The 22,868-nt window shown below is 71.4% G+C and carries 23 protein-coding genes; 17 read left to right on the top strand and 6 right to left on the bottom strand.

The window, feature by feature from the left end; all coding sequences use genetic code 11:
* Positions 1-98: 98 nt before the first annotated feature.
* The 10 genes from ACO0E0_RS14560 (at position 99) to ACO0E0_RS14515 (ending at position 9,855) form a co-directional block, all read left to right on the top strand.
* Positions 99-1,094 carry an SDR family oxidoreductase gene (locus tag ACO0E0_RS14560; RefSeq protein ID WP_422872167.1) on the top strand — a complete coding sequence of 332 codons (996 nt, stop codon included), beginning with the start codon at positions 99-101 and terminating at the stop codon, positions 1,092-1,094.
* On the top strand, positions 1,091-1,453 hold the full coding sequence (locus tag ACO0E0_RS14555; protein ID WP_422872166.1) for a hypothetical protein: 363 nt from the start codon (positions 1,091-1,093) through the stop codon (positions 1,451-1,453). The genes ACO0E0_RS14560 and ACO0E0_RS14555 overlap by 4 nt, the downstream gene beginning before the upstream one ends.
* Before the next feature lie 265 nt (positions 1,454-1,718).
* On the top strand, positions 1,719-2,633 hold the full coding sequence (locus ACO0E0_RS14550) for a bacteriorhodopsin (RefSeq protein ID WP_422872165.1): 915 nt from the start codon (positions 1,719-1,721) through the stop codon (positions 2,631-2,633).
* The gene (locus ACO0E0_RS14545) at positions 2,620-3,885 is read left to right on the top strand and encodes a lycopene cyclase family protein (protein WP_422872164.1); all 1,266 of its coding nucleotides are present in this window, start codon (positions 2,620-2,622) and stop codon (positions 3,883-3,885) included. The genes ACO0E0_RS14550 and ACO0E0_RS14545 overlap by 14 nt, the downstream gene beginning before the upstream one ends.
* On the top strand, positions 3,882-4,946 hold the full coding sequence (locus ACO0E0_RS14540; RefSeq protein WP_422872163.1) for a Brp/Blh family beta-carotene 15,15'-dioxygenase: 1,065 nt from the start codon (positions 3,882-3,884) through the stop codon (positions 4,944-4,946). Before ACO0E0_RS14545 ends, ACO0E0_RS14540 begins: the two co-directional genes overlap by 4 nt.
* Before the next feature lie 9 nt (positions 4,947-4,955).
* Positions 4,956-5,636, top strand: coding sequence for a hypothetical protein (locus tag ACO0E0_RS14535; protein WP_422872162.1), 681 nt, complete (start codon positions 4,956-4,958; stop codon positions 5,634-5,636).
* Between the two features lie 60 nt (positions 5,637-5,696).
* Positions 5,697-6,668: an NAD-dependent epimerase/dehydratase family protein gene (locus ACO0E0_RS14530; protein WP_422872161.1), complete on the top strand. Its 972-nt coding sequence runs from the start codon at positions 5,697-5,699 to the stop codon at positions 6,666-6,668.
* Positions 6,669-6,681: 13 nt separating this feature from the next.
* On the top strand, positions 6,682-7,662 hold the full coding sequence (locus ACO0E0_RS14525; RefSeq protein ID WP_422872160.1) for a phosphotransferase: 981 nt from the start codon (positions 6,682-6,684) through the stop codon (positions 7,660-7,662).
* Positions 7,659-8,636: an SDR family NAD(P)-dependent oxidoreductase gene (locus tag ACO0E0_RS14520; protein WP_422872159.1), complete on the top strand. Its 978-nt coding sequence runs from the start codon at positions 7,659-7,661 to the stop codon at positions 8,634-8,636. Before ACO0E0_RS14525 ends, ACO0E0_RS14520 begins: the two co-directional genes overlap by 4 nt.
* Before the next feature lie 217 nt (positions 8,637-8,853).
* Positions 8,854-9,855, top strand: a complete 1,002-nt coding sequence (locus tag ACO0E0_RS14515) for a TerC/Alx family metal homeostasis membrane protein (RefSeq protein WP_422872158.1) — start codon at positions 8,854-8,856, stop codon at positions 9,853-9,855.
* Here ACO0E0_RS14515 and ACO0E0_RS14510 read toward each other — a convergent pair.
* Positions 9,840-10,811: an N-acetylglucosamine kinase gene (locus ACO0E0_RS14510; RefSeq protein WP_422872157.1), complete on the bottom strand. Its 972-nt coding sequence runs from the start codon at positions 10,809-10,811 to the stop codon at positions 9,840-9,842. The genes ACO0E0_RS14515 and ACO0E0_RS14510 overlap by 16 nt on opposite strands.
* A complete protein-coding gene (locus ACO0E0_RS14505; RefSeq protein ID WP_422872156.1) occupies positions 10,808-11,935 on the bottom strand; it encodes an SIS domain-containing protein in 1,128 nt (375 codons plus the stop codon). The genes ACO0E0_RS14510 and ACO0E0_RS14505 overlap by 4 nt, the downstream gene beginning before the upstream one ends.
* A gap of 156 nt (positions 11,936-12,091) precedes the next feature.
* On the opposite strand from ACO0E0_RS14505, the gene ACO0E0_RS14500 reads away from it, so the two are divergent.
* The 5 genes from ACO0E0_RS14500 to ACO0E0_RS14480 all read left to right on the top strand — a co-directional run bounded on the left by ACO0E0_RS14500 (position 12,092) and on the right by ACO0E0_RS14480 (position 17,579).
* Positions 12,092-12,880, top strand: a complete 789-nt coding sequence (locus tag ACO0E0_RS14500; RefSeq protein ID WP_422872155.1) for a DeoR/GlpR family DNA-binding transcription regulator — start codon at positions 12,092-12,094, stop codon at positions 12,878-12,880.
* 92 nt (positions 12,881-12,972) lie between these two features.
* The gene (gene melA, locus ACO0E0_RS14495) at positions 12,973-14,289 is read left to right on the top strand and encodes an alpha-galactosidase (protein ID WP_422872154.1); all 1,317 of its coding nucleotides are present in this window, start codon (positions 12,973-12,975) and stop codon (positions 14,287-14,289) included.
* A 94-nt stretch (positions 14,290-14,383) separates the two neighbouring features.
* Positions 14,384-15,712 carry an extracellular solute-binding protein gene (locus ACO0E0_RS14490; protein ID WP_422872153.1) on the top strand — a complete coding sequence of 443 codons (1,329 nt, stop codon included), beginning with the start codon at positions 14,384-14,386 and terminating at the stop codon, positions 15,710-15,712.
* A gap of 11 nt (positions 15,713-15,723) precedes the next feature.
* Positions 15,724-16,677 (top strand): carbohydrate ABC transporter permease, encoded by a 954-nt coding sequence (locus ACO0E0_RS14485; protein WP_422872152.1) that lies wholly within the window; start codon positions 15,724-15,726, stop codon positions 16,675-16,677.
* Positions 16,677-17,579 carry a carbohydrate ABC transporter permease gene (locus tag ACO0E0_RS14480; RefSeq protein WP_422872151.1) on the top strand — a complete coding sequence of 301 codons (903 nt, stop codon included), beginning with the start codon at positions 16,677-16,679 and terminating at the stop codon, positions 17,577-17,579. Before ACO0E0_RS14485 ends, ACO0E0_RS14480 begins: the two co-directional genes overlap by 1 nt.
* 156 nt (positions 17,580-17,735) lie before the next feature.
* On the opposite strand, the gene ACO0E0_RS14475 is transcribed toward ACO0E0_RS14480, so the two are convergent.
* Positions 17,736-18,104: a VOC family protein gene (locus tag ACO0E0_RS14475; protein WP_422872150.1), complete on the bottom strand. Its 369-nt coding sequence runs from the start codon at positions 18,102-18,104 to the stop codon at positions 17,736-17,738.
* Between the two features lie 67 nt (positions 18,105-18,171).
* Between ACO0E0_RS14475 and ACO0E0_RS14470 the strand changes: the two genes are divergently transcribed.
* Positions 18,172-18,612, top strand: coding sequence for a MarR family winged helix-turn-helix transcriptional regulator (locus tag ACO0E0_RS14470; protein ID WP_422872149.1), 441 nt, complete (start codon positions 18,172-18,174; stop codon positions 18,610-18,612).
* 72 nt (positions 18,613-18,684) lie between these two features.
* Here the strand turns inward: ACO0E0_RS14470 and ACO0E0_RS14465 are convergent, their stop codons facing one another.
* Positions 18,685-19,779, bottom strand: coding sequence for a catalase family protein (locus ACO0E0_RS14465; RefSeq protein ID WP_422872148.1), 1,095 nt, complete (start codon positions 19,777-19,779; stop codon positions 18,685-18,687).
* 169 nt (positions 19,780-19,948) lie between these two features.
* Entirely contained in the window at positions 19,949-21,097 is a 1,149-nt protein-coding gene (locus ACO0E0_RS14460) for a glutathione-independent formaldehyde dehydrogenase (protein WP_422872147.1), read from the bottom strand.
* Between the two features lie 214 nt (positions 21,098-21,311).
* Between ACO0E0_RS14460 and ACO0E0_RS14455 the strand changes: the two genes are divergently transcribed.
* Positions 21,312-21,914 carry a sigma-70 family RNA polymerase sigma factor gene (locus ACO0E0_RS14455; RefSeq protein ID WP_422872146.1) on the top strand — a complete coding sequence of 201 codons (603 nt, stop codon included), beginning with the start codon at positions 21,312-21,314 and terminating at the stop codon, positions 21,912-21,914.
* Between the two features lie 109 nt (positions 21,915-22,023).
* On the opposite strand, the gene ACO0E0_RS14450 is transcribed toward ACO0E0_RS14455, so the two are convergent.
* Positions 22,024-22,698, bottom strand: coding sequence for a hypothetical protein (locus ACO0E0_RS14450; protein WP_422872145.1), 675 nt, complete (start codon positions 22,696-22,698; stop codon positions 22,024-22,026).
* Positions 22,699-22,868 lie beyond the last annotated feature (170 nt).

The following is a 22,868-nucleotide window of genomic DNA, read 5'->3' as shown; positions in this document are numbered from 1 at the left end:
CCGACGGTACCGGCCGGGTCGGGACACCTCGCCGCACATTCCGAGGAAGCGGCGCTCCGGACGGAGGACGCTGAACACAACGACCGAGAGGAACAGACGTGACACGAGTAGCAGTGGTGACCGGAGGCTCAGCCGGACTGGGACGGGCGACGGTCCGCGAGCTCGCCGCGCGCGGGTGGGACGTCGCGGTCCTCGCCCGCGGCGAGGAGGGCGTGCACGCCGCCGTCGCGGAGGTCGAGCAGGCCGGTCGACGTGGGCTCGCACTCATCGCGGACGTGTCCGACGAACAGCAGGTCGAGGCTGCCGCCGACCGTGTCGAGCAGGAGCTCGGGCCGATCGACCTGTGGGTGAACGACGTCATGGTCGGGGTGTTCGGTCGGTTCCTCGACACGTCGTCCGAGGACTTCGCCCGCGCCGTCCAGGTGACCTACTTCGGGTGCGTGAACGGGACCCGTGCCGCGCTCCGGCGGATGGTGCCCCGGGACCGTGGGCACGTGATCCAGGTCGGATCGGCCCTGGGGTTCCGCGGCATCCCGCTCCAGTCGGCGTACTGCGCGTCGAAGCACGCGATCGTCGGGTTCACCGAGTCGATCGTCAGCGAGCTCATCCACGACGGCTCGAACGTCAAGGTGTCCCGCGTCGACATGCCGGCGCTCAACACGATCCAGTTCAACTGGGTGAAGTCGAAGCTCCCGCACCACCCGCAGCCCGTCGCACCGATCTACCAGCCGGAGGTCGGTGCGCGCGCCATCGCCACCGTCGCCGAACGGCCCCGTCGCCGCACCTGGGTGGGGGAGTCGACGGTGTACACGATCGTCGGCAACCGCACCTGGGCGTGGTTCGCCGACTGGTACGCCGCGAAGACGCTGGTGTCCGGGCAGCAGGCCGAGGACAAGCACGAGCCGATGCTGCCGGCCAACCTGTACGAACCCGTACCGGGCGACCACGGTGCGCACGGCATCTTCGACGACTCGGCGCACGCGTGGTCGCCCCAGACCTGGTGGGTCGAGCACCGTCGTCTCGGCAACGGTCTCCTCGCCGCCACGGCCGGTCTCGCTGCGGTGGTCGCGACGTCGGTGCTGCGCCGCCGGTGAACGGGGGAGCTGGCGGCGCCGTGGTCGTCGAGGTCTGCCGAGCGGTGCTCGGTGCGCGCGGTGTCGTGGCCCCGGGTCGGTCCTCGCGGGCGACCGTGGTGTTCGACCGCGTCCTCGGCGTGCGACAACTGCTCCAGGCGGCACTCACGGCACGGAGCAGTGGGCCCGACGCGCACCGGCTCGGCGCCGCGGTCGACATCGCCCATGCTGCGTCGATGATCCCGCTGGTCGTCGTCGGCTGGCCTCGTCGCGGGTTCGTGGTGCGCCAGCTCTGCGTCGCCGCCGCCTTCGCGACCGCGGAGGTGCTGCTCGCGCGCGCCGCGCACCGCGCGCACGGTCTGCACGTGCGGCGTCGCTGAGCGCGTTCGCAGGCCCCGGACGGGAGGCACGGGGCGCGCCCGCCCCGCGCCTCCAGTCCCGGGCGCCGTCCCCAGGTCGGGGTGACCATGAAGTTCCTCTCATCGTCACCCCCAGGGGTGACACCGGGTGTGGACGCGGGTGGTTCGTTCGACGAGCACACGCTGACCGGTGAGTCGACATCGGCCACCAGCTCCGATCGTCCTCCCGCTCGGGAGCGTCGTCAGCGTGTGCCGTCATGTCATCTCATCCCCCGGAAGGTCTCTCATGCTCGACAAGCTCGCCCCGTGGAACGCCACGCTCACGTTGGCGGAACACTCCGTCATCGTCTATGCCCTGTCCGTCGCGGGCCTGGCGTTGTTCGCCTTCTTCGTCAAGTCGTGGGTGTCCACGGGGGAGGTCACCGGGCGCTACCGTGGCGGGATCCACGCCGGGATGTGCATCACCGGGATCGCCTTCCTGTCCTACGTCCTGCTCGTCGTCGAGTTCGCACTCGGCTACGTGCGTCGCGGTGACCTGTGGGTGCCGAACGCGGACGCGATCCTGTCCTGGGCGCCGCGGTACTTCGACTGGACGGTCACGGTGCCGCTCCTCGTGATCGAGCTCCTCGCCGTCTCGACGCTCGTCGGTGCGGCTGCGCGGCGGCTCCGCGCGGTGGGCATCGGTGCCGCGTTCCTCATGATCAGCACCGGGTTCGTCGGCGGCGTCGTCGTCGACTCGGGCACGAGCGAGGGCGCGCTCTGGCTCTGGGGTGTCATCTCCGGCGTGTTCATGGTGGTGCTGTACCTCCTCGTCATCTACGTCGTCGTCAAGGGGCAGCGGGACCTCGCCGGGACGCCGGCCGCCGCGACCCTCCGCAACGCGGGCATCCTGCTCGTCGTCACGTGGATGGCGTACCCGATCATGTTCGGGCTCCAGGGCTGGGGCCACGGCGGAGCGGTCATCACCTGGATGCAGGTCGTGCTCTCGGCAGCCGACATCGTCGCGAAGGTCGGGTTCGGCGCGATGATCCACAAGATCGCGAAGATCCGTTCCGCGATCGACGTGCAGGACGGCACCGACACGCTCCCGGAGGCGGTGTGGATCTCGTCGGAGAAGCTGTCCGGCGGCGTCGTCCCGGTGCTGCAGCTGACCGCCGCCGAGGCGCGCGACGGCCGCACCCAGCGTCGTGCTGGTCGCTGATCCCACGAACACCCCACCGCGGAGCGGGGCGCCGACCCGGTCGGCGCGCCGCTCCGCGGTGCTCGGACCGCTGCCGACCTCGGCGGACGTCGTCATCGTCGGGGGCGGCTGCGCCGGCCTCGCGACCGCACTCACCATCGGCGAGACGCCGGGAGACCACGACGTCGTCGTGATCGAGGGCCGTCGAGACGCCGACACGCGGTCGTGGTGCTCGTGGGAGGACGGCTCCGACCCCGTCCCGGAAGCCCGGTCCGCGTCGTGGATCCGATGGGAGGTGCGCACGGACCGGGGGAGCAGCGTCGGCTCCGATCCGGCGCATCCGTACACGCTGGTCCGTGCGGCCGACCGGCGACGAGCGGTCGAGCGTCGACTCGCCGAGCGCGGGGCGGTCCGGATCGTCGACGGGACGCCCGTGCGGACGGTCGGGCCCGGCCCGGAGGGACTGCGGGTCGTGACGGCCTGCGGCACCGTCGACGCACCGACGGTGCTCGATGCCCGCGGGCCCCGGTGTCCCACGGCGCCGACCGTCGGGCGGGTGCTCCTGCACCAGCGGTTCGTCGGGCAGTGGATCAGGGCCGACCGGCCGGTGTTCGACCACCGGACCGTGACGCTGATGGACTTCACCGGGCAGCCGGACGACGGGCCGGTCCACTTCGTCTACGTCCTGCCGGTCTCCCCGACCGAGGCGCTCGTGGAGAGCACCCTGTTCACGCCCGACGGCCGTGACCCGCTCGACCACCGCGACGCGATCGCGACGTACGTCGGGCGTCGGTGGGGCCTCCCGGCCGGCTCGTGGACCGTGACCGAGGAGGAGCGCGGATGCATCCCGATGACCGACCTGCCCCCGGAGACGGACAGCGACGGGTGGGCCGGGGCCGCGGTCCAGGGGACGACGCGGCCGAGCACCGGCTACGGCTTCGCCCGGACGAACCGTCACGCGGTCTCGGTGGCGGCGCACCTGCTCGCCGGATCCCCGGTCCCTGCGTTCACGGACCGGGCGCGGACCCGGTTCCTCGACGCCGTGTTCCTCCGGTTCCTCCGCGACCGGCCTGGCCGAGCACCGGAGGCGTTCCGTCGGCTGATGGCGCTGCCTGGGCCGCTCGTGGTGCGGTTCCTCTCCGAGCGCTCGTCGGTCCTCGACGACCTCCGTGTCGTGCTCGCGCTGCAGAAGGCGCCGTTCCTCGCCGCGCTGGTCCGTACCGGGCTCGACGCGGTGGCCAGGCACCGGCGGGACCGCCGGTCGCGGCGATGAGCGCGGCGACCGACGGCCGACGACCGCGGACGGCATCCGCGCTCCCACGGGCGGAGACGTCGTGGATCGCTGGTCGCGTCCTCCGCCCGGTCACCGTCGCGTTCGCGGTGGTCGCGATCGGCTGCGCGGTGCTCGACGTCGCCGGCACCCGGGTGCCGATGGCCGCCCAGCTGATCCCCTTCGCGGTGAGCATCCTGGTGTTCGGGCTCCCGCACGGTGCGCTCGACCACCTGGTGATCGCCCGACTCGATCGCCGCGCCGGCCGGACTCGGTCGATCGTGATCGCCGTCGCCGTGTACGGGGTCGTCGGGGCGGCGACGTTCGCGCTGTGGTGCGTCGCGCCCGCGGCGGGGTTCGCCGCGTTCATCGCGATCATCTGGTTCCACTGGGGGCAGGGCGACCTCTGGGTCGACCGGCTGCTCGGCGACGGCGCCACCGGTCGAGGCGGATCCGTGGTGACCGTGGCCGCCCGCGGGGCGCTCCCGATGATCCTCCCGCTCGCCACCCAGCCCGACGCCTACGCGGCCGTGGTCGACCGGACCACCGCGCTGCTCGGCACCGGCGCGCATCCGTCACCGACCCTCCACGTCGGGGCCGCGGTCCGGATCGCCGCGGCCACGGTGGTCGTGGTGCTGCTCGTCGCGCACCTGGTCGTGGTGCACCGCTCCGGGGCCACGATGACGCGCCAGGTCGGCGAGACCGTCGTCCTCGCGGCGTTCTTCGCCCTCGTGCCCCCGGTCCTCGCCGTCGGGCTCTACTTCACCCTGTGGCACGCCGTCCGGCACATCGTCCGGCTCGAGCTCCTCGACCCCGTGGCTGCCGGACAGCTCCGCCGTCGCGAACTCCTCCGACCGTTCCTCCGGTTCGCCCGGCAGGCGTGGCCGATCACCGCGATCGCGGTCGCGATGCTCGTCGTCCTCGGGGTCGCGCTCCGACGGGTCGACCTCGGCGTGTACCTGATCCTCATCGCGGCACTCACGACGCCGCACACGGTCATCGTGGCGTGGATGGACCGGCGACAGCGCACCTGGGGCCCACCGGTCGAGGAGACGCGTCCCTAGGCTGTCCGCATGACCGATCCGGAACGCCGCGGACGCGCGACGGCGTCGACCGCGGGTGGGCGTCGATCGGGACGGGTCCTGCTCGGCGTCCTGCTCGGTGTGCAGACCGTCGCCCTCGTCGCCGGGGTGCTCCTCGGCGACCACACCACACGCGCGGTCACGACGACGGTCGGCGGCGAGCCGCGCACCCTGTCGCACGTCGACCTCGGCACCGCGATGGTCGTGGTGATCGGTCTCATCGCGGTCGCCCGGTTCCTCCCCCGGGGACGCACCCGGTTCGTGGACCCGCTCCTGACCACCCCGATCACCGTCTTCGTCGTCGCGCAGGCGAACGGCGTGCGGGACGTCGGCGCGCTCGTCGGCGTCTACGCGCTCGCCTCGGCCGGCGTGCTGTTCGGCGTGGTGCAGGACGGCGGACCGGGACGTGTGGCACCAGCCGGGGACCGCTCGGCACTCGGGTTCGGTTCGGCGGTCGGGATCGTCCCGTGGGGGATCATCGCGTTCACCCAGGTCGGGGCGAGCGTCGTGGGGCAGCCCGTCCCGGGCGCCGTCGTCCTCGTGACGCTCGCGGCGCTCGTCGTCGCGGTCGCGGAGTTCGTCGCGACGTGGCGCGGCAGGGTCCTCGTGGCCACGGGCATCCGGATCGTCGGGTCGTCGATCGTCGCCTGGCTCGTCGTCGCCGCGCTCTGACGGCGAGGGTGTGATCCGTCGGCTGGGTCGCAGGACCGGCGCACCCGTACTGTGGCACCCATGCGCATCCTCGTCATCGGCGGTAGTGGTCACATCGGGACGTTCCTCGTGCCGCGCCTCGTGCGTGCCGGGCACGACGTCGTCACCATCAGCCGCGGGACCCGCCTTCCCTACGCGGACGCGCCGGAGTGGCGTCAGGTCGAGCAGGTCGTCGCGGACCGTGAGCAGGAGGACCGCGACGGCACCTTCGCCGAGCGGGTCGTCCGCCTGCGCCCCGACGTGGTGATCGACCTCGTCTGCTTCACCCTCGAGTCGGCGGACCAGCTCGTCGCCGGCATCCGCGGGCACGTCGCGCACCTGGTCAACTGCGGCTCGGTCTGGCGTGCCGGTCCGAGCCGGGTCCTGCCGGTCACGGAACAGGACTCCGCGCCGCCCTTCGGCGAGTACGGCGTCGAGAAGGACCGCATCGCCAGGATGCTCAAGGCCGTGGATGCCGACGGCGAGCTCGTCACGACCTCTCTGCACCCGGGGCACATCAGCGGCCCCGGCTGGGTCCCGATCGGGCCGATCGGCAACCTCGACCTCGGGGTGTGGCAGGCCCTCTCGTCCGGCGGCACCGTGCTCGTCCCCGGACTCGGCGCGGAGAGCATGGTGCACGTGCACGCCGACGACGTCGCGCAGGCGTTCCAGCTCGCCGTCGAGCACCGCGAGGCCGCGGCCGGCGAGGACTTCTTCGTCACCGCGAGGGACGCGCTCACCGTCCGCGGGTACGCGACGCTCGGCGCATCGTGGTTCGGGCTGGAGCCGGTCCTCGAGCACGTGTCGTGGGAGCGGTTCCGCGACGAGCTCGGCGCCGACGCGGCGGACACCTCCTGGGAGCACCTCGTCCGCAGTCACGCCGTCAGCGTCGACAAGGCGGCGCGTCTCCTCGGCTACGCACCGCGGTACACGGCCGGCGAGACGGTGCTGGAGGCCGTGCGGTGGCTCGTCGAGCACGACGAGGTCGCCGTCGCGCGGCCGATGACCGTCTGACCGTCTGACCGCCGTGACGACGCTCGAGATGCTCTGGGAGCGCGACGACCCGGACGAGGTCCTCCGCACCCGGTTCGGGTTCGGCGACCGGGGCGCGGTCGGCCGCTGGGCCGTCGGCGTGCTCGCGGACCGGTGGGGTGTGCAGGTCGACGCGTGCGATCGTGTCGTGATGAGCGACCGCAACGCACTCGCCTGGGTCCGCGGTGGATCGCGGCGCGCCGTGCTGAAGTGGTCGGTCGCGCCGGAACGGTTCGCGCGGCTCGAGGTCGCGGCGGCGCTCACCGCGTGGCTCGGCGACCGGGGGCTCCCGGTGTCGCGTCCGCTGCCGACCCGGGACGGCCTGGTCCAGGTGGTGTCCGACGGGGTCTCGATGAGCCTCCAGGACGTCGTCGTGGGCACCGTGCTCGACGTCCATGACCCCGCCCAGGTCCAGGCGGCCGGGGCGGTACTCGCACGGTTGCACGGCGCGATGCGGGAGTTCCCGCAGGACGGACGAGACGATGCCGTCGCGCCCCCGCCCGTGTCGCTCCACGAGCAGGTGTCCGGGTGGCTGGACGGCGGGCAGGACCCGGACCCGTCGACGACGTCCGCGCGGCGACTCCTCCGACGGATGCTCGACACCGCGCCGACGGCCGACCTCCCGCTGCAGCTCGTGCACGGCGACTACCGCGCGGCGAACATCCTCTGCACCCGGTCCGAGATCGTGGCCGTGCTCGACTTCGAAGAGCTCCGGTTCGACCACCGGGTCGTCGAGCTCGCCCGTTCCGCGGTGCTGCTCGGCACGCTCTTCCACGACTGGGGCCCGGTCCCGGAGTCGGTGCGCCGGGAGTTCCTCGCCGGGTACGAGTCCGTTGACCCGCTCACCGCCGACGAGCACCGGTGGTGGGACGTCCTCGTGCTCTGGTACTCGTCGGCCTTCGTGCCGGCGGGCGAGGACCCGACGGGTTGGGGGACGGCGGTGGCGGAACTCGTCGGGTGCAGGATGGACGCATGACCTCCGTGCAGGCGCCGCTCGGCACCCCGTTCACCGCCGCGTCCACCGCCCGCGACGTCCTCGCGGACGTCGACCTCTCCGGCCGGACGGCGATCGTCACCGGCGGCCACGGCCGACTCGGGGCGGCGGCCACCCGCGCGCTCGCCGCAGCCGGTGCGGACGTCACCGTCGCGGCGCGGGACCCGGAGCGAGCCCGCGCGGTGCTCGCCGGCACCGACGGCGTCCGGGTGGAACAGCTCGACCTCGTCGACCCCGACTCGATCGCGGCGTTCGCGGCCCGGTGGCTCGACGCGGGACGTCCGCTCCACATGCTCGTGAACACCGCGGCCGTGCTGTTCAGTCCGGCGCTCCGCCTCGACGCGCGCGGCCACGAGCTGGCCTTCTCGACGACGCACCTCGGCCACTTCGCACTGACCCGAGCGCTCCTCCCCGCGCTCCGGGCGGCCTCCGGAGCACGGGTCGTCACCGTGACCTCGGGTGCGGCGCGGTTCGGCGAGATCCGGTGGGACGACGTCGACTTCGCCACCGGCTACGACCCGGCGGCTGCGTACGGACAGTCGAAGCGTGCGAACGTCCTCTTCACGGTCGAGCTCGACCGTCGGTCCGCGCCGGACGGGATCCGCGCCGTCGCGGTGCACCCCGGTGTGGTGATCGGGCCGGGACCGCACGCGCCCGAGCGGGTCGAGTCGTACCGCGCCCAGGGACTCGTGGACGAGGACGGCGCGACGGTCATCGACCCGGAGCGGGGCACGAAGACGATCGAACAGGGCGCCGCGACGATCGTCTTCGGTGCGGCCAGTCCGTTCCTCGACGGCGTCGGCGGGGTCTACCTCAAGGACAACGACGTGGCCGAGCTCGACGACACCGTGCTGCCGCTGACCGCGGACAGCATCCCGTCGATGGCGAACTCCGCGATGCTCGACCCCGGGGACGCCCGTCGGTTGTGGGAGCTCAGCGAGCAGCTCACGGCCTGACCGGTCGCGTCGGACCGCCGGTGGCCGGGTCCGTCCGCGGAACTGCGTTCCGCGGTGCACCGATGCTCGCGGTCGGGCGCGACCGCCCGGGCTTCGTTAGGGTCGGAACGGTGCCTGCGACCGGGCGCGCTGCGCGCCTCCATGTGCACGTGCCGCCATGAGCGCGTGCACCGACCCGAGCGCCGACCGAGCGCCGTCGAGACGAGGAGAGTGGTGGATGCCCGAGCTCCCCGTGGTGTTCGAGGTGGGTTCGATGGTGGCGATCGTCGCGATCCTGCTCGCGGACCTGCTCATCGTCGCGCGTCGACCGCACGTGCCGACGCTGCGGGAGTCCGGGTCGTGGGTCGGTCTGTACGTCGGACTCGCGCTCGTGTTCGCCGTCGCCATGGCCGTGTTCGCGGGCGGTGACGCCGCGGGGCAGTTCGTCGCCGGTTGGCTGACCGAGTACAGCCTCAGCATCGACAACCTCTTCGTCTTCGTCATCATCATGGCGCGGTTCGCGGTGCCCAGGCAGATCCAGCAAGAGGTCCTCATGCTGGGCATCGTCATCGCGCTCGTGCTCCGCGGGGTGTTCATCCTCGTCGGCGCGCAGCTCATCGAGGACTTCTCCTGGATCTTCTACCTGTTCGGCGCATGGCTCGTGTGGACGGCGATCCAGCAGCTCCGCGGCGACGACGACGACGACGGGCAGCAGGACAGCCTGCTGATCCGACTGCTGCGGCGCCGGGTGCGCATCACGGACACGTTCGACGGGATGAAGCTGCGGACGACCGCGGACGGCACCCGGCACTTCACGCCGTTGCTGATCGTCCTGGTCTCCATCGGCACGACCGACCTGCTGTTCGCCCTCGACTCGATCCCGGCGATCTTCGGCATCACCGAGAGCGCGTTCATCGTGTTCACCGCGAACGTGTTCGCCCTGATGGGGCTGCGACAGCTGTACTTCCTGCTCGGCGGGCTCCTCGAGCGGCTCGAGTACCTCAAGTACGGGATCGCGTTCATCCTGGCGTTCATCGGCGTCAAGCTGGTCCTCCACGCGCTGCACGGGAACGAGCTGCCGTTCCTGAACGGGGGGGAGCACGTCGAGTGGGCGCCGGAGATCCCGACCTGGGTCTCCCTCGTGGTGATCGTCGTCGCGATGGCCGGGGCGACCGTCGCGAGCGTCGCCCGGCTCCGACGGGACGGCAGCGGACCCGACCGGGCTCAGACCCCGGGCTGAGCGTCCGCGCCGAGGCGGACGGGGATCGTGGCACCGGCCTGCCGCATCGCGTACAGGACGCTCCCGAGCGACGGCCCGTGCACCGGCGCTCGCAGGTCGCACTCCGGTGCCCGGTCGGCGAGTTCGTCGGCGAACGCCGCACGGAACCGCTCCGACGAGAAGACCCCGCCGGACCAGGACACCGGGACGACCTCGTCCGCGCCGTACTGCAGCGCCGTGACCGCGGTCGTCACGAGGAGCGCGAGCTCGGACACGGCCTGCCGGACGATCTCCGCGGCGGCGTCGTCGCCGGCCTCGTCGGCCGCGGTGACGACCTTCGCGAGGTCCGCGACGGCGGTGCGGGACGCGCCCCAGGCGTCGACGACGACGCCGATGACGTCGAGGTCCGTCGTCACACCGATCCGGTCGCGGAGCATCCCGTACAACGGCCCGCGCGGGAGTCGACCATCCGCCATCCGGGAGAACGCGGCGAGGCCCCGGGTCGCGATCCAGTACGCGGAGCCCTCGTCGCCGAAGACCTCGCTCCACCCGCCGACGCGGGAGGTCAGGCCGTCCCGTTCGCCGTACGCCATCGACCCCGTCCCGGCGATGACGTTGACACCGTCGGCACCGGCCAGCGACCCCGCCCACCCGTTCACCATGTCGTTGCCGCAGGTGTAGCGGTGGTGGCCGAGGGACTCCGCCGGGATCGCGTCGAGGGCCGCCGTGTCCTGGCTCGCCTCGCCGTACCCGGGGAGGCCGAAGTGCGCGAACGCGATGTCGGCCGGGCCGATCCCGGCCTGTCCGGTCACCGAGCGGACGCCGGCACCGAGCACCTCGGACACGAGTCGGAGTCCGGTGTCGAAGTAGTAGCAGGACGGCTGCCGGGTCTCGGCGACCGTGCGGCCCTGGTCGTCCGCCAGCAGGAAGTCGGTCTTCGTGCCGCCGCCGTCCACCCCGAGCCAGAGCGACGTCACTCCGCGGCGTCCTCGGCCAGGTCGTGGATGATCACGCCCTGCACGACGCGGTTCACGGTGCCGCTCGGGAACGGGTTGTCCGGCGTGCACCCGTGCTGCACGGATGCCGACAGGGCCAGGAGCTGCGCGAACACGACCGTGGCGGCCGCCCGGAACCCGTCGTCGAGGTCGGCGATGCCGTCGAGCGGGAAGCCGTCCGCGTCGTCCGCGACCCCGACCGACACGACGCGGACCGCCCCGTCGCCGCGGAGTTCCCGGAGGATGTCGGTGTCGTACCGGGCGGTGTAGGCGTCGGAAGAGCCGTGCACGACGACGAGCGTGCTGCCGTCGATCACCGCCTTCGGACCGTGCCGGAAGCCGAGCGGGGAGTCGAAGAAGGACACGACCCGGCCTGCGGTGAGCTCGAGCAGCTTGAGCGCCGACTCCCGTGCGGCGCCGCGGAGCGCGCCGCTGCCCAGGTAGACGACGCGTTCGACACCGTCCGCGAACGACGCGATCCGCGCCTCCTGGTCGATGAGCGAGCCGGCCGCCTCCGCGAGCCGGTCGACGGCGTCCGCCTGGTCGGGCAGGAAGGTCAGCAGTGCAGCGAGGAGCATCGTCGAGAAGCTCGAGGTCATCGCGAACCCCGTGTCGTTCGTCTCGGCCGGCATCTCGAGGACGAACGATCGGTCGGCCGACCGGTGCTCCTGGGCGAGGACGCCCTGCGGATCGCACGTGATCACGAGGTGGTGCGCGCCTGGCGCGACGGCGTCGACGATCCGGGTGGCGGCGATGCTCTCCGGGCTGTTCCCGGAGCGCGCGAACGAGACGAGGAGCACCGGGGCGTCCTCGGCGAACACGCCGTGCGGGTCCGAGACGATGTCGGTCGTCGCCACCGAGTCCACCCGGCGGCCGAGGCGACGTCGGAGCGTCTCGGCAGCGATGTCGCCGACGAACGCCGACGTCCCGGCGCCGGTGAGGACGATGCGGAGTCCGTCGGTGGCGAGGACCGGGGCGAGGAAGCCGTCGAGGCCCGCACGGAGGTCCGTGATCGACGCGGCGAGACGGTGCCAGCTGCCGGGCTGCTGCAGGATCTCGGCGTGGGTCGCCGTCTCGACCGCGCGGGTCGCAGGGGTCACGGTCACGGGGGCTCCTCGTGGTGCGGTGGTTCGAGTCGACGCGCCGGCGGGCCGTCGCTGTCGCAAGTGTGCGTGACGGACCGACCGGAGGGCTACGTGGACGCGGGATCCGAGCGTTCGGAATGAGCGGTTCGACCGCCGACCGTGCAAGATGATGTGTCCATGACGAGCGACATCTCCGACGTGACCCGCAAGCGCCGGGACCGGATGCGCGACATCCTCGCGATCCTCCGGGCCGAGGGCGAGGCCGGGACCGAGGACCTCATCGGACGGCTCGGGGTGTCGGCCGCGACACTCCGGCGCGACCTCAGCGAGCTCGACGCCCGCGGACTGGTCGCGCGGACGTACGGGCGGGTCCGGCCGGCCGGGGAGCTCACCGAGATGCCCGTCATGATGCGCGGGTCGGAGGCCAGCGAGTCGAAGCAGAAGATCGCCCGGCTGGCAGCGCGCCTGCTGCCGCCGGGGCCGCAGGCGATCGCGGTGAGCGGCGGCACGACGACGCAGGCGGTCGTCCGTGCGCTCGGCGACCGGCACGGACTGACCATCGTGACGAACGCCGTGACGATCGCCCTCGAGGCGTCCCGCAGCCCGCACGTCACGACGATCCTGACGGGTGGGACGCTCCGCAGGGCCTCCCTGGAGGCGGTGGGTCCCCTCGCCGAGGCGGCGTTCGCAGCGTCGACGGTCGCCACGGCGTTCCTCGGCACCGACGGCATCAGCGCCGAGGGCGGGATCACCACGCACGACGACACCGAGGCGCGCACGAACCGGATGATGGTCGCGGGTGCTGAGCGGGTCGTCGTGGTGTGCGACGGCTCGAAGGTCGGCCGCCGGACGACGGCACCCATGGGCGACATCCGGGACGTCGCGGTGCTCGTCACCGACGACCAGGCGCCCGCCGACGCGGTGGCCGCGATCCGGGCGGCCGGCGTGGACGTCTTCGTGGTCTGACGGCGACCTCGGGGGGCGTCACCACTCATTCCCCTTGACTGGTTCGCTCGATCCGCTTGTGCCGCCGCACGGCCTCGCCGATATTCGTCCCCATGACCCGTGTTGTGTTCATCGGGGCGGGCAGCGTCGTCTTCACCCGGCAGCTGCTCGCCGACCTCCTCCGCTACGACGACCTGCCCCGGCTCGACCTCTGCCTCTTCGACGTCGACGAGCGTCGCCTCGCGGTCGCGGAGGGCACGGCCCACCAGGTGAGCGAGCGGTTCGGCAGGCCGATCGACATCACGGCCACGACGGACCGGCGTCGAGCCCTCGCCGGCGCGGACTTCGTCGTCGACATGGTGCAGATCGGTGGCATCGCCGCGACGCGGACCGACCTCGAGATCCCGGAACGGTACGGCCTGCACCAGACGATCGGCGACACGACCGGTGTCGGCGGGGTGTTCCGCGCGCTCCGCACGTTCCCGTTCCTGAGCGGGCTGACCGCCGACATGCGCGAGGTCGCCCCGGCCGCGATCCTCCTCAACTACACGAACCCGATGGCCATGAACATCTGGTGGGCCGACGTCGTCGCGCCCGAGATCACGGCGCTCGGACTGTGCCACAGCGTCTACTGGACGGCGCACGACCTCGCCGAGCTCGTCGGGCTCCACGTCGACCAGACCCGGTTCCGGGCGGCCGGCGTGAACCACCAGGCCTGGCTCCTGGAGTGGACCGCCGACGGCGAGGACCTCTACCCACGCCTCCGCGAGCGCATCCGCCAGGACCCCGAGCTCGAGCGGCGCGTGCGCGTCGAGGTGTTCCGTCGCATCGGGTACTACCCGACGGAGACGAGCGAGCACTCCTCCGAGTACCTGTCGTGGTTCCTCCGCTCGGCCGACCAGATCGAACGGTTCCGGCTCCGGCCGCTCGAGTACATCGGGATCTCCGAGGACAACGTCGCCGAGTTCGAGGCCGCCGAACGGGCGCTCGCCGCGGGGACGCCACTGCACCTCGAGGACGAGGCCGCGGAGTACGCCCCCCAGGTGATCCACTCGCTCGTGACCGGGACCGAGCGGGAGATCCACGCGAACGTCGTCAACGACGGGCTCATCGACAACCTGCCCGCCGGGTGTGTGGTCGAGGTGCCGACGACGGTCGGTGCCGCGGGCATCGCTCCGCAGCCGATGGGGAATCTGCCCGTCCAGGCCGCGGCGCTCAACCGGCCGTACGTGTCGGTGAACGAGCTCACCGTGCACGCGGCACTGACGGGTGACCCGGTCGCGGTCCGCCAGGCGGTGCTCATGGACCCGAACGCGTCCTCGACCCTGACCCCGGAGCAGATCTGGGACCTCTGCAACGACATGGTCGCCGCGCACGGTGACCTCCTGCCGGAACCCCTGCGCGTGCAGGTCCCGACGTCGGCCATCTGACCGGTCCCACCCGAACCTCGGCCGTCGCCCCGGAACCACGACGGCCGACCCGACGCACATGGTCGTCCCCGAACGACGACGGAAGGAGTCGACGATGACTCGACCAGGAGGCCGCCCCGCGGAGTGGACGCGGCGGTCGGCGATCGGCGCGATGCTCGCCGTGGCCGCGTCGACCGCGCTCGCGGGCTGCGCCACCCCGGGCGCCACGAAGCTCGACCCGGCGGCACCCGTGCGCCTGACGATGTGGTCCGGGCAGAGCGACCAGGCGGAGAAGCTGCTGCAGGCGCTCGTCGCCGAGTACCAGCGGAACCACCCGAACGTCTCGATCGACATGTCCCCCGGTGCGTCCTCGACCGACGAGCTGCTGCAGAAGCTCGCCGCGTCGTTCGCCGGGAACGACTCCCCGGACATCTCCTACACCTTCGGGTCCTGGGCGAGCCAGCTCGAGCGGTCCGGGCGCACGCTCGACCTGCGGGACGAGATCGCCGACCCGGACCTGCACTGGGACGAGTTCACCGCGGCGGCGCGCGGCACCGCACAGCCGACCGGCCGGAAGGTCATCGGGTTCCCCGCCGTCGTCGACAACATCTCCCTCCTCTACAACAGGACGATCTTCGACCGCGCCCATGTCGCCTACCCGACGGCGGACTGGACCTGGAACGACTTCCGCCGCGCCGCGAAGCAGCTGACCGACCCGACGAGCCACACGTACGGGTACGGCTACTCGGTCTCGGGGAGCGAGGAGACCACCTGGCAGATGTGGCCCCACCTGTGGCAGAACGGCGGCTCGATCCTGACGAAGGACGGCAAGCGCGCCGCGTTCGACTCCGAGGCGGGGGTCGACGCCCTGACGTTCCTGCAGCGCATGGCCGTCGACGACGAGAGCGTGTACCTGGACCAGACGGACACCAAGTTCGCGCAGCTGTTCGAGAGCGACCGGATCGGGATGATCACCTCCGGACCGTGGGAGCTCTCGGCGTTGAAGACCGCCGGGACCTCGTACGGCGTCGTCCAGCTGCCGGGCACGAACGGGGACCACCAGACGGTGTCCGGGCCGGACCTCTGGACGCTGTTCGACAACAAGGACGTCAACCGCGCCTACTGGGCGAAGGACTTCGTGCGGTGGCTGACGTCGAAGGAGCAGGACGAGCGGTTCAACATCGCCGTCGGCAACCTGCCCCTCCGGTCGAGCGAGGCGTCGAGCGACGCGTTCCGCAAGGCCGCCGAGGCACTGCCGGGACTGGCGACGATGCAGGCGAACTCGGCGAACGCGAAACAGACCCGGCCGACCGTCCCGGGCTACAACGGCCTGTCCGAGGCATTCGGCGACGCCGTCGCGCGCGTGCTCCAGGGCGACGGCCGACCACGCGAGGCACTCCGGACGGCGACCGTCGCCGCCGACAAGGCGCTCCGCCAGGGCTAGGAGGACATCCCATGACGACGTTCGCACTGCGACCGACCGGACGCGAGCACACCGCACCGGGTGACGACCGAGCCCGGCGGGGTCAGTCGGCCCGCCGGACCCGGGAAGGCCTCGCCGGCTGGGGCTTCGTCGCCCCCGCACTGGTGATCGTGCTCGGGCTCACCCTGTTCCCGGGGGTCTGGGCACTCATCCTCTCGTTCCAGTCGTGGGACGGGTTCAGTCCGGCCTCGTTCGTCGGCACGCAGAACTACCAGGACCTCGTGACCGACGCCGGTGTGCAGGCCGCCGTCCTGCACACGGTGCTCTACACGGTGCTGTTCGTCCCTGCGTCCCTGCTCCTCGGCCTGTTCCTCGCCGTGGCGCTCAACCGGCGGATCCGGTTCATCGGCCTCTACCGGACCGCGATCTTCGTGCCGTTCGTGGCGTCGGCGGCAGCGACGGGGATCCTGACGACGTACCTGTTCAGCCCGCAGTTCGGGATCATCAACAACGTCCTGCGGGTGCTCCACCTGCCGCAGCAGGGCTGGCTCGAGGACCGCGGCGAGGCGATGGTCGTGATCATCATCATGTCGCTGTGGGGGCAGGCGGCGTTCACGACGGTCATCTACCTGGCGGCCCTGCAGGACGTGCCGGCCGACGTCATCGAGGCCGCGAGGATCGACGGCGCGAACGCCTGGCAGACGTTCTGGCGGGTGGTGTGGCCACAGCTCGGACCGGTGACGGCCTTCGTCGCGATCTACCAGACGCTGCAGGCGATCCAGCTGTTCGACCTCGTGTACGCCACGACGCGCGGTGGTCCGCTCGACGCGACGCAGACCATCGTCTACTACCTGTGGAAGACGGCGTTCCAGAGCCTGCAGTTCGGGTACGGATCCGCGATCGCGTACGCGATGTTCTTCGTCACCCTGATCGTGACGGTCGTCGTCACGCTCGTGCAGCGTCGCGCCGGGAGGAGCTCGTTCTGATGTCCGTCGAGACCCGTGTCCTCAGCACCCCGACCCGACGCGACGCCGTCGCCGTCGCCGGACTGCGCCGCCCGACCGTCCGTCGCCGCCGCTGGCCGTTCAGCCCCTGGCACCTGTTCCTCGTGCCGGTGTCGTTCGTGTTCCTGCTGCCGTTCATCGAGATGTTCCTGACCTCGCTGGAGCCGGCGTCGGAGATCAACAAGTTCCCGCCGCCGTTCATCCCGACGCAGTTCACGATGAACGGCTACGACCGGCTGTTCGCCGAGTCGGACATCCTGCACTGGCTGCTCAACACCGTCATCGTCTCGGCGTCCGCCATCGTCTCGCACCTCGTGCTCTGCTCGCTCGCCGGCTACGGGTTCGCCCGCCTGCGGTTCCCGGGTCGGACGTTCGGGTTCCTCGCGGTCCTCGCCACGATCATGATCCCGTCGCAGCTGCTGATGATCCCGACGTACGTGATGTTCGCGCGGCTCCACCTGGTGGACCACCTCGGCGCGGCCATCGTGCCGTGGCTCGCGTCCGCGTTCGGGATCTTCCTGATGCGTCAGTTCTTCCTGTCGCTCCCGGCCGAGCTCGAGGAGGCCGGGATGATCGACGGGTGCACGCGGCTGCAGGTGTTCTTCCGGATCGTGCTCCCGCTCGCCCGGCCGGCACTCGCCACGCTCGCGATCTTCACGCTCCTCGGCTCGTGGAACGACCTGGTGTGGCCCCTCGTCGCGATCAACAACGAGCACGCCTTCACGCTGCAGCTCGGACTCACGAACTTCCAGGGCGTCCGCCGGACGGACTGGTCGTTGCTCATGGCCGGCAACGTCGTCGCGACCCTGCCGCTCATCCTGCTGTTCCTGTTCGCGCAGAAGCAGTTCGTCGCGACCATGGCCTCGGCGGGCCTGAAGGGGTAGTCCGGCACCCGACGGGTCGTGACCACGGACCGGACGGGAGGCGCGCGGCGGGCCCGCACCGCGCCTCCCGTCCGGGAGCCGGTCGCCCCCCGACCCGCCGTCAGGAGCGGTCCCGGGGGTCGGGGGCGGTCCCGGGGTCAGGCGCGGTCCCCGGGGTCAGGCGCGGTCGTGGAGCGTGACGTGGTACCCGTCCGGGTCGGCGAAGGTGAAGGTCCGGCCGAACGGGCCGTCGATCGGAGCGGCGACGATGGTGTGTCCGTCGGCGAGGAGCGCGTCGTGGATGGCCTGGACGTCCGTGGCGTGCAGCCAGACGGCGGCACCGATGCCGGGCTGCGGGACCGCGTCGAGGTCGGTGCCGGGCACGACGTCGCGGAGGGCGAAGGCGATCGGGGTCGTCTGGAAGACCACGGCGTGCGGCGGGCCGGCGGGGGACCGGACCAGGCCGAGGTACTGCTCGTAGAACGTCTGCGATGCTTCGAGGTCGCGAGCCTGCAGGGAGATGAAGTCGGGGCCGGTGACGGGCATGGTGTGCTCCTTGGTGTCGTATCGTGTCAGTCTTCTGACATCGACCAACCTATGTCAGAATACTGACATGAGTCAAGACGCGGCCGCGATCGATCTCGAGACGTCCCTGGGCTACCTGCTGAAGGAGGCCTCGAGCGCACTCCGTGCCGCGATGGAGGCAGTGCTCCGTCCGCTCGGGATGACCGTCACGCACTACTCGTGCCTCGAGCTGCTCGCGCAGCGGCCGGGCCTGTCGAACTCCGAGTTGGCCCGCGGCGCCTTCGTGACGCGCCAGTCGATGAACGTGCTGTTGCAGGCCCTCGAACGGGACGGCGTCGTGACCCGTCCGTCCGCGGCACCGGTCGGCAAGGCGCTCCCGACCCAGCTCACCGATCGCGGCCGCGAGCACCTCGCGGCGGCGAGTGCGGCCGTGCGGTCGGTGGAGGTGCGGATGCTCGGCGGCATGAGCGCTGCCGAGCAGGCCGGTGCGTTCCGCGCGCTCCAGGGCATGATCCGGTCGTTGCGCTGACGTGAGACTGCTGCGACTGCGTCACCGGGCGACGTTCCGACGTCCGCGTCGATCGGACGCAGACTCGGACGATCAGCTCGGCATCTGGTCGACCCCGTCCGGTTCGCCGAGCGGCCGAGCGTTCATCATCGAGCGGTACGTCGTCGAGTCGTCGTACACGGGTCGCCGGACCCGTTGGATCGAGCCGAGCGGCCGGTGCTCGACGAGGCAGTGCCACGGGTTGAACGACAGATCGTCGTCACCGAACACGCGTCGGGGCGGCGACGAGGAGTCCTGCGGATCGATGACGAGGGTCGCGACGGCACGGTACGGCGTGACGTCTTCCGGCCAGGGCACCGAGGCGTCCTCCACAGGCGTCGTGTGGAGGTCGGTGGCCAACTGCACCCGGAGCTCCCAGATCCCCCCGCCCTCGGTGAAGAACGCACTCGTCAGATCCCGGTACGCGGACGGTTCTCGCACGGTGACGTGCTCACCGGTCAGATCGGTGAGGTTCCCCGACACCGGGGCCGCCGAGACCTTGGCGACATGGTCACCGTACCGGAGCGCTCCCTGCGACCAGTACGTCTCCCCGAGTGGATGCACGTGCGGTTTCGCTTGCCCGGCCGGCCCTCCCGTCCGGTCGACACCCACGCCCCGCAGCACGTTCGCAGCACCACGCATCGCGGCGGTGGCCACGAGCTGCACACTCTCCGGCGCCTTCGAGGTCTGCAGCAACACCGCCTGGTCCCGTCGGTAGGTGTGGACGTCCCCGGATGAGATCGTCGGGTGGTTCACGAGGAGGAAGTCCTGCGTCCGCGGCTGCGGGTCGCCCGGGAGGACCTTCGGCCCGTCGACCTCGAGCACCTTGATCGCCATCCCGAGGGCCGAACCGACCCCGTCGGAGACGATGTCGCCCGGGGCGGTCGAGAACCGAACGATGACCGGGTGGTCTCCGGACCGGGCGAACAGTCCCTGACGAAGCTCCGCCGGGAGGCCATCAGCGATGCGCAACGTCCCACGCAGGACTCCGTGGCTCTTCGCGTGCGCATCCCGTACCGCATGCCGGAGCTTCTCGAACGCCTCGGCCCGGATCTCCGCGAACGTCTCACGGAGCGCCGCGATGTCCTCCGCCTCGTGCGGTTGCTCCTGCTCCACGTCCGGGCCGTACCGCAAGTACCGATCAGTCATTCCGGGACCTCCTTCAGGGTCGTCGGGTTCCGTTCCTCGTGAGCGTCCATGTCGTGACGGTCTGGCGCACAGGTGCACGGTCAGGCCCGAGGGTGCCCGCACGGCGACACGGACACCCCCCGGGCAGACGCGCATGGTAGGACGCACCGCGGCTGACCCGGACCGGGACTCAGGCGGAAGTGGGGTGCAGCACCACCTTGGTCCAGCCGTCGTCGCGTGCGTCGAAGTGCTTGTACGCGTCGGGTGCCTGCTCCAGGGGCAGGTCGTGGCTGACGATGAAGGACGGTTCCGCCTTGCCGCCGGCGATCAGGTCGCGCAACTGCCGGTTGTAGCGCTTCACCGGGGCCTGACCAGTGCCCATGTGCTGGCCCTTGAAGAAGAACGTGCCGTAGTCGAGCGCGATCTGCCCCTTCTTGGCGAGCTCGTCGGACGCTCCCGGGTCCTCCGGGAGGTACACGCCGACGACGCCGATGCCGCCCGTGAAGCGGACCGAGGCGATCAGGCGGTTCAGCACCAGGTTCGGCTGCTCGTTCCCCTGGCCGTCGTGCGCCTGGTAGCCCACGGCTTCGACGCCGCAGTCGGCTCCGAGGCCGAGCGTCGCGTCGAGGACGGTCTGCACCGGGTCGACCTTCGAGTCGTCGATCGCGATCGCGCCGATCGACTCGGCAAGCCGCAGACGATCCGCCTGGCGGTCGACGACGAACACCCGCGCCGCGCCCTTGATGGTGGCCGACAGGGCCGCCATCAACCCGACGGGACCCGCGCCGTAGACCACGACCGTGTCGCCGGGCTTCACGCCGGCGAGCTCGGTGCCGTGCCATCCCGTCGGGAAGATGTCGGAGAGCATCGCGTAGTCGTTCTCCTTCTCGACGGAGTCCTCGCCGAGCCGGAGTGCGTTGTAGTCGCCGAACGGGACGCGCAACAGCTCCGCCTGGCCGCCGCGGTACGGGCCCATGTCGGCGTACCCGTAGGCGGCGCCGGCGGCATCCGGCTTCGGCTGCATCGTGAGACAGAAGCTCGACCAGCCGCGTTCGCAGTTCTTGCAGAAGCCGCATGCCACGTTGAACGGGAGCACGACACGCTCGCCGACCTGGACCTTCTCGACGCCGTCACCCACCGCGATGACCTCGCCGAGGTTCTCGTGGCCGAAGACGCTGCCGGTCTCGATGTCGGTGCGACCCTCGTACATGTGCAGATCGGAACCGCAGATGTTCGTGGCGGTCACCCGCACGAGGATGTCGGTCGGTCGCTCGATGGTCGCATCGGGCACCTCCTCCACACTGACGTCGTGGGGTCCGTTGTAGACGACTGCGCGCATGACTGCCTCCGCTCGTTGCGTCCACCGGGGCAGGTCCCCGGTGACGAGGTGCACGGTACGCGGAGGAATCCGAGCGTCGTTCCAGCGTCCGCGTCGATCGGACAGGCTCACCAGCCCGGACTGGGGGCAACCCCGATCCGATCCGGTGCCTACAGTGAGAGTCCCCCGGTGCGACGTCTCTCGCGCCGATCTCGGATCCCACGTGGAGTTCCCCATGGCCGTACGTCCCGCTCCGCGTCGAGTCTGGTCGACAGAGTCCGACGAGGCGCTCCTCGCCGGCATCCGCGACGGGGACCGACTCGCGTTCGCCGAGCTGTACCGGCGGATGTCCCGGCAGCTGCTCGCGTACGTGCAACGGCGCCTCGTCGACCACGCCCAGTCGGAGGAGGTCCTGCAGGAGGTGTTCCTGCACGTCTGGGAGAACGCCGCGCGCTTCGACCCGTCGCGGGCGAAGGTCTCCACGTGGTTGCACCGCGTGGCGCACGGGCGGGCCGTCGACCGGATCCGTTCGGCGCAGGCTGCGGCGAACCGGGATCGTCGGGTGGGCATCCGCGACCACGAGGACGTCGACCACAGCGCGAGCGACCGGTTCGACGCGATGGACGACGTCGAGGAGCTCCGTGACGCACTGCTGCAGCTGACGCCGTTGCAGCGCGAGGCCGTGATGCTCCGCTACCTGCGCGACCTCAGCGGGGTGGAGACCGCGCAGCTCCTCGGCGTCAAGGTCGCCACCGCGAAGACCCGCGCCCGGGACGGCCTGCAGGCGCTCCGGGTGATCCTCGAGGCGAACCGCGACGCGGCCACGCCCGCCGCCTGAGCGCTACGACGAACGGCCCGCCGGATGCCGGCGGGCCGTTCGCTGTGTGACTGCCTCGTGGTGCGAGGCCGCTCCCGCTGGGGGAGCGGTCGGGAGAGCGCTGCGTCGCTTACTTGATCTGAGCAGTGATGGTGGCGACGCCCACCAGGAGCCCCGGCTTGACGGCGTCGGTGCTGAAGGTCTTGTTCAGCAGCGCCGCAGCGTCGGAGGACACGTGCACGGTGGTGCCGGTCAGGATCGCGTCGTCGCCCTGGAGCTGGAGGGGCTTGAGCGTCCCACCGTGGAGCGAGAACAGGTACGCCTGGGTGATCGGGGTGCCGCCGTTGACGGAAACGTCGCCGTACAGCTTGCTGCTGCCCGGGTTGACGGTGAAGTTCGACAGGGTGACGGTCGTCGAACCGGCCGTCAGGGAGAGGCCGGAGCCCTCGTGCGCCAGGATGCCCTGGACGTACGGGCGGTAGGAGCCCGTCGGGGACCAGTACGTGACGGCACCGGCGGTGATCGGGAAGTGCACCGAGCCGTCCGTCAGCGTCGCCGAGCCGGTGACGCCCGGGGTCAGGCCGAGGGTCTTGAGCGCGCCGGTGAAGCCTGAGTCGAGTGCGACGGCGGTGTTGCCGCCGAGGACATCGGGGACCGAGGCGACGGGCGCCGGGATCTTCGAGGAGGACGCGGCGGCGTAGTGGGCCGGAGCGGCGTTCGCGGCGGTGAGGCCGAACCCGGCACCACCGGCGATGATCGCTGCTGCGGCGGCGATGCTGACGGTGGTCTTGGTGAACTTGCGCATGATGACGAGCTTTCCCGTGCTGTGGACACGACGGAATGCGCCCGGACAAGGGCGCCGTGCAGGGCTTCCCACCGTGTGGGAGCCGTTGCTGATCCGTCAGTGCGAGGCGTTTGCCTCGGTTGTGATGTATTCGCCGCCGAGCCCCGGACGGATTGGTCCGGCATCGGCCT

Source organism: Curtobacterium phyllosphaerae, from assembly GCF_049341865.1.
GTDB classification, from domain to species: Bacteria; Actinomycetota; Actinomycetes; order Actinomycetales; family Microbacteriaceae; genus Curtobacterium; species Curtobacterium phyllosphaerae.
Note: the sequence above shows the minus strand (reverse complement) of the source record. Positions and strands in the feature narration are given on the sequence as shown.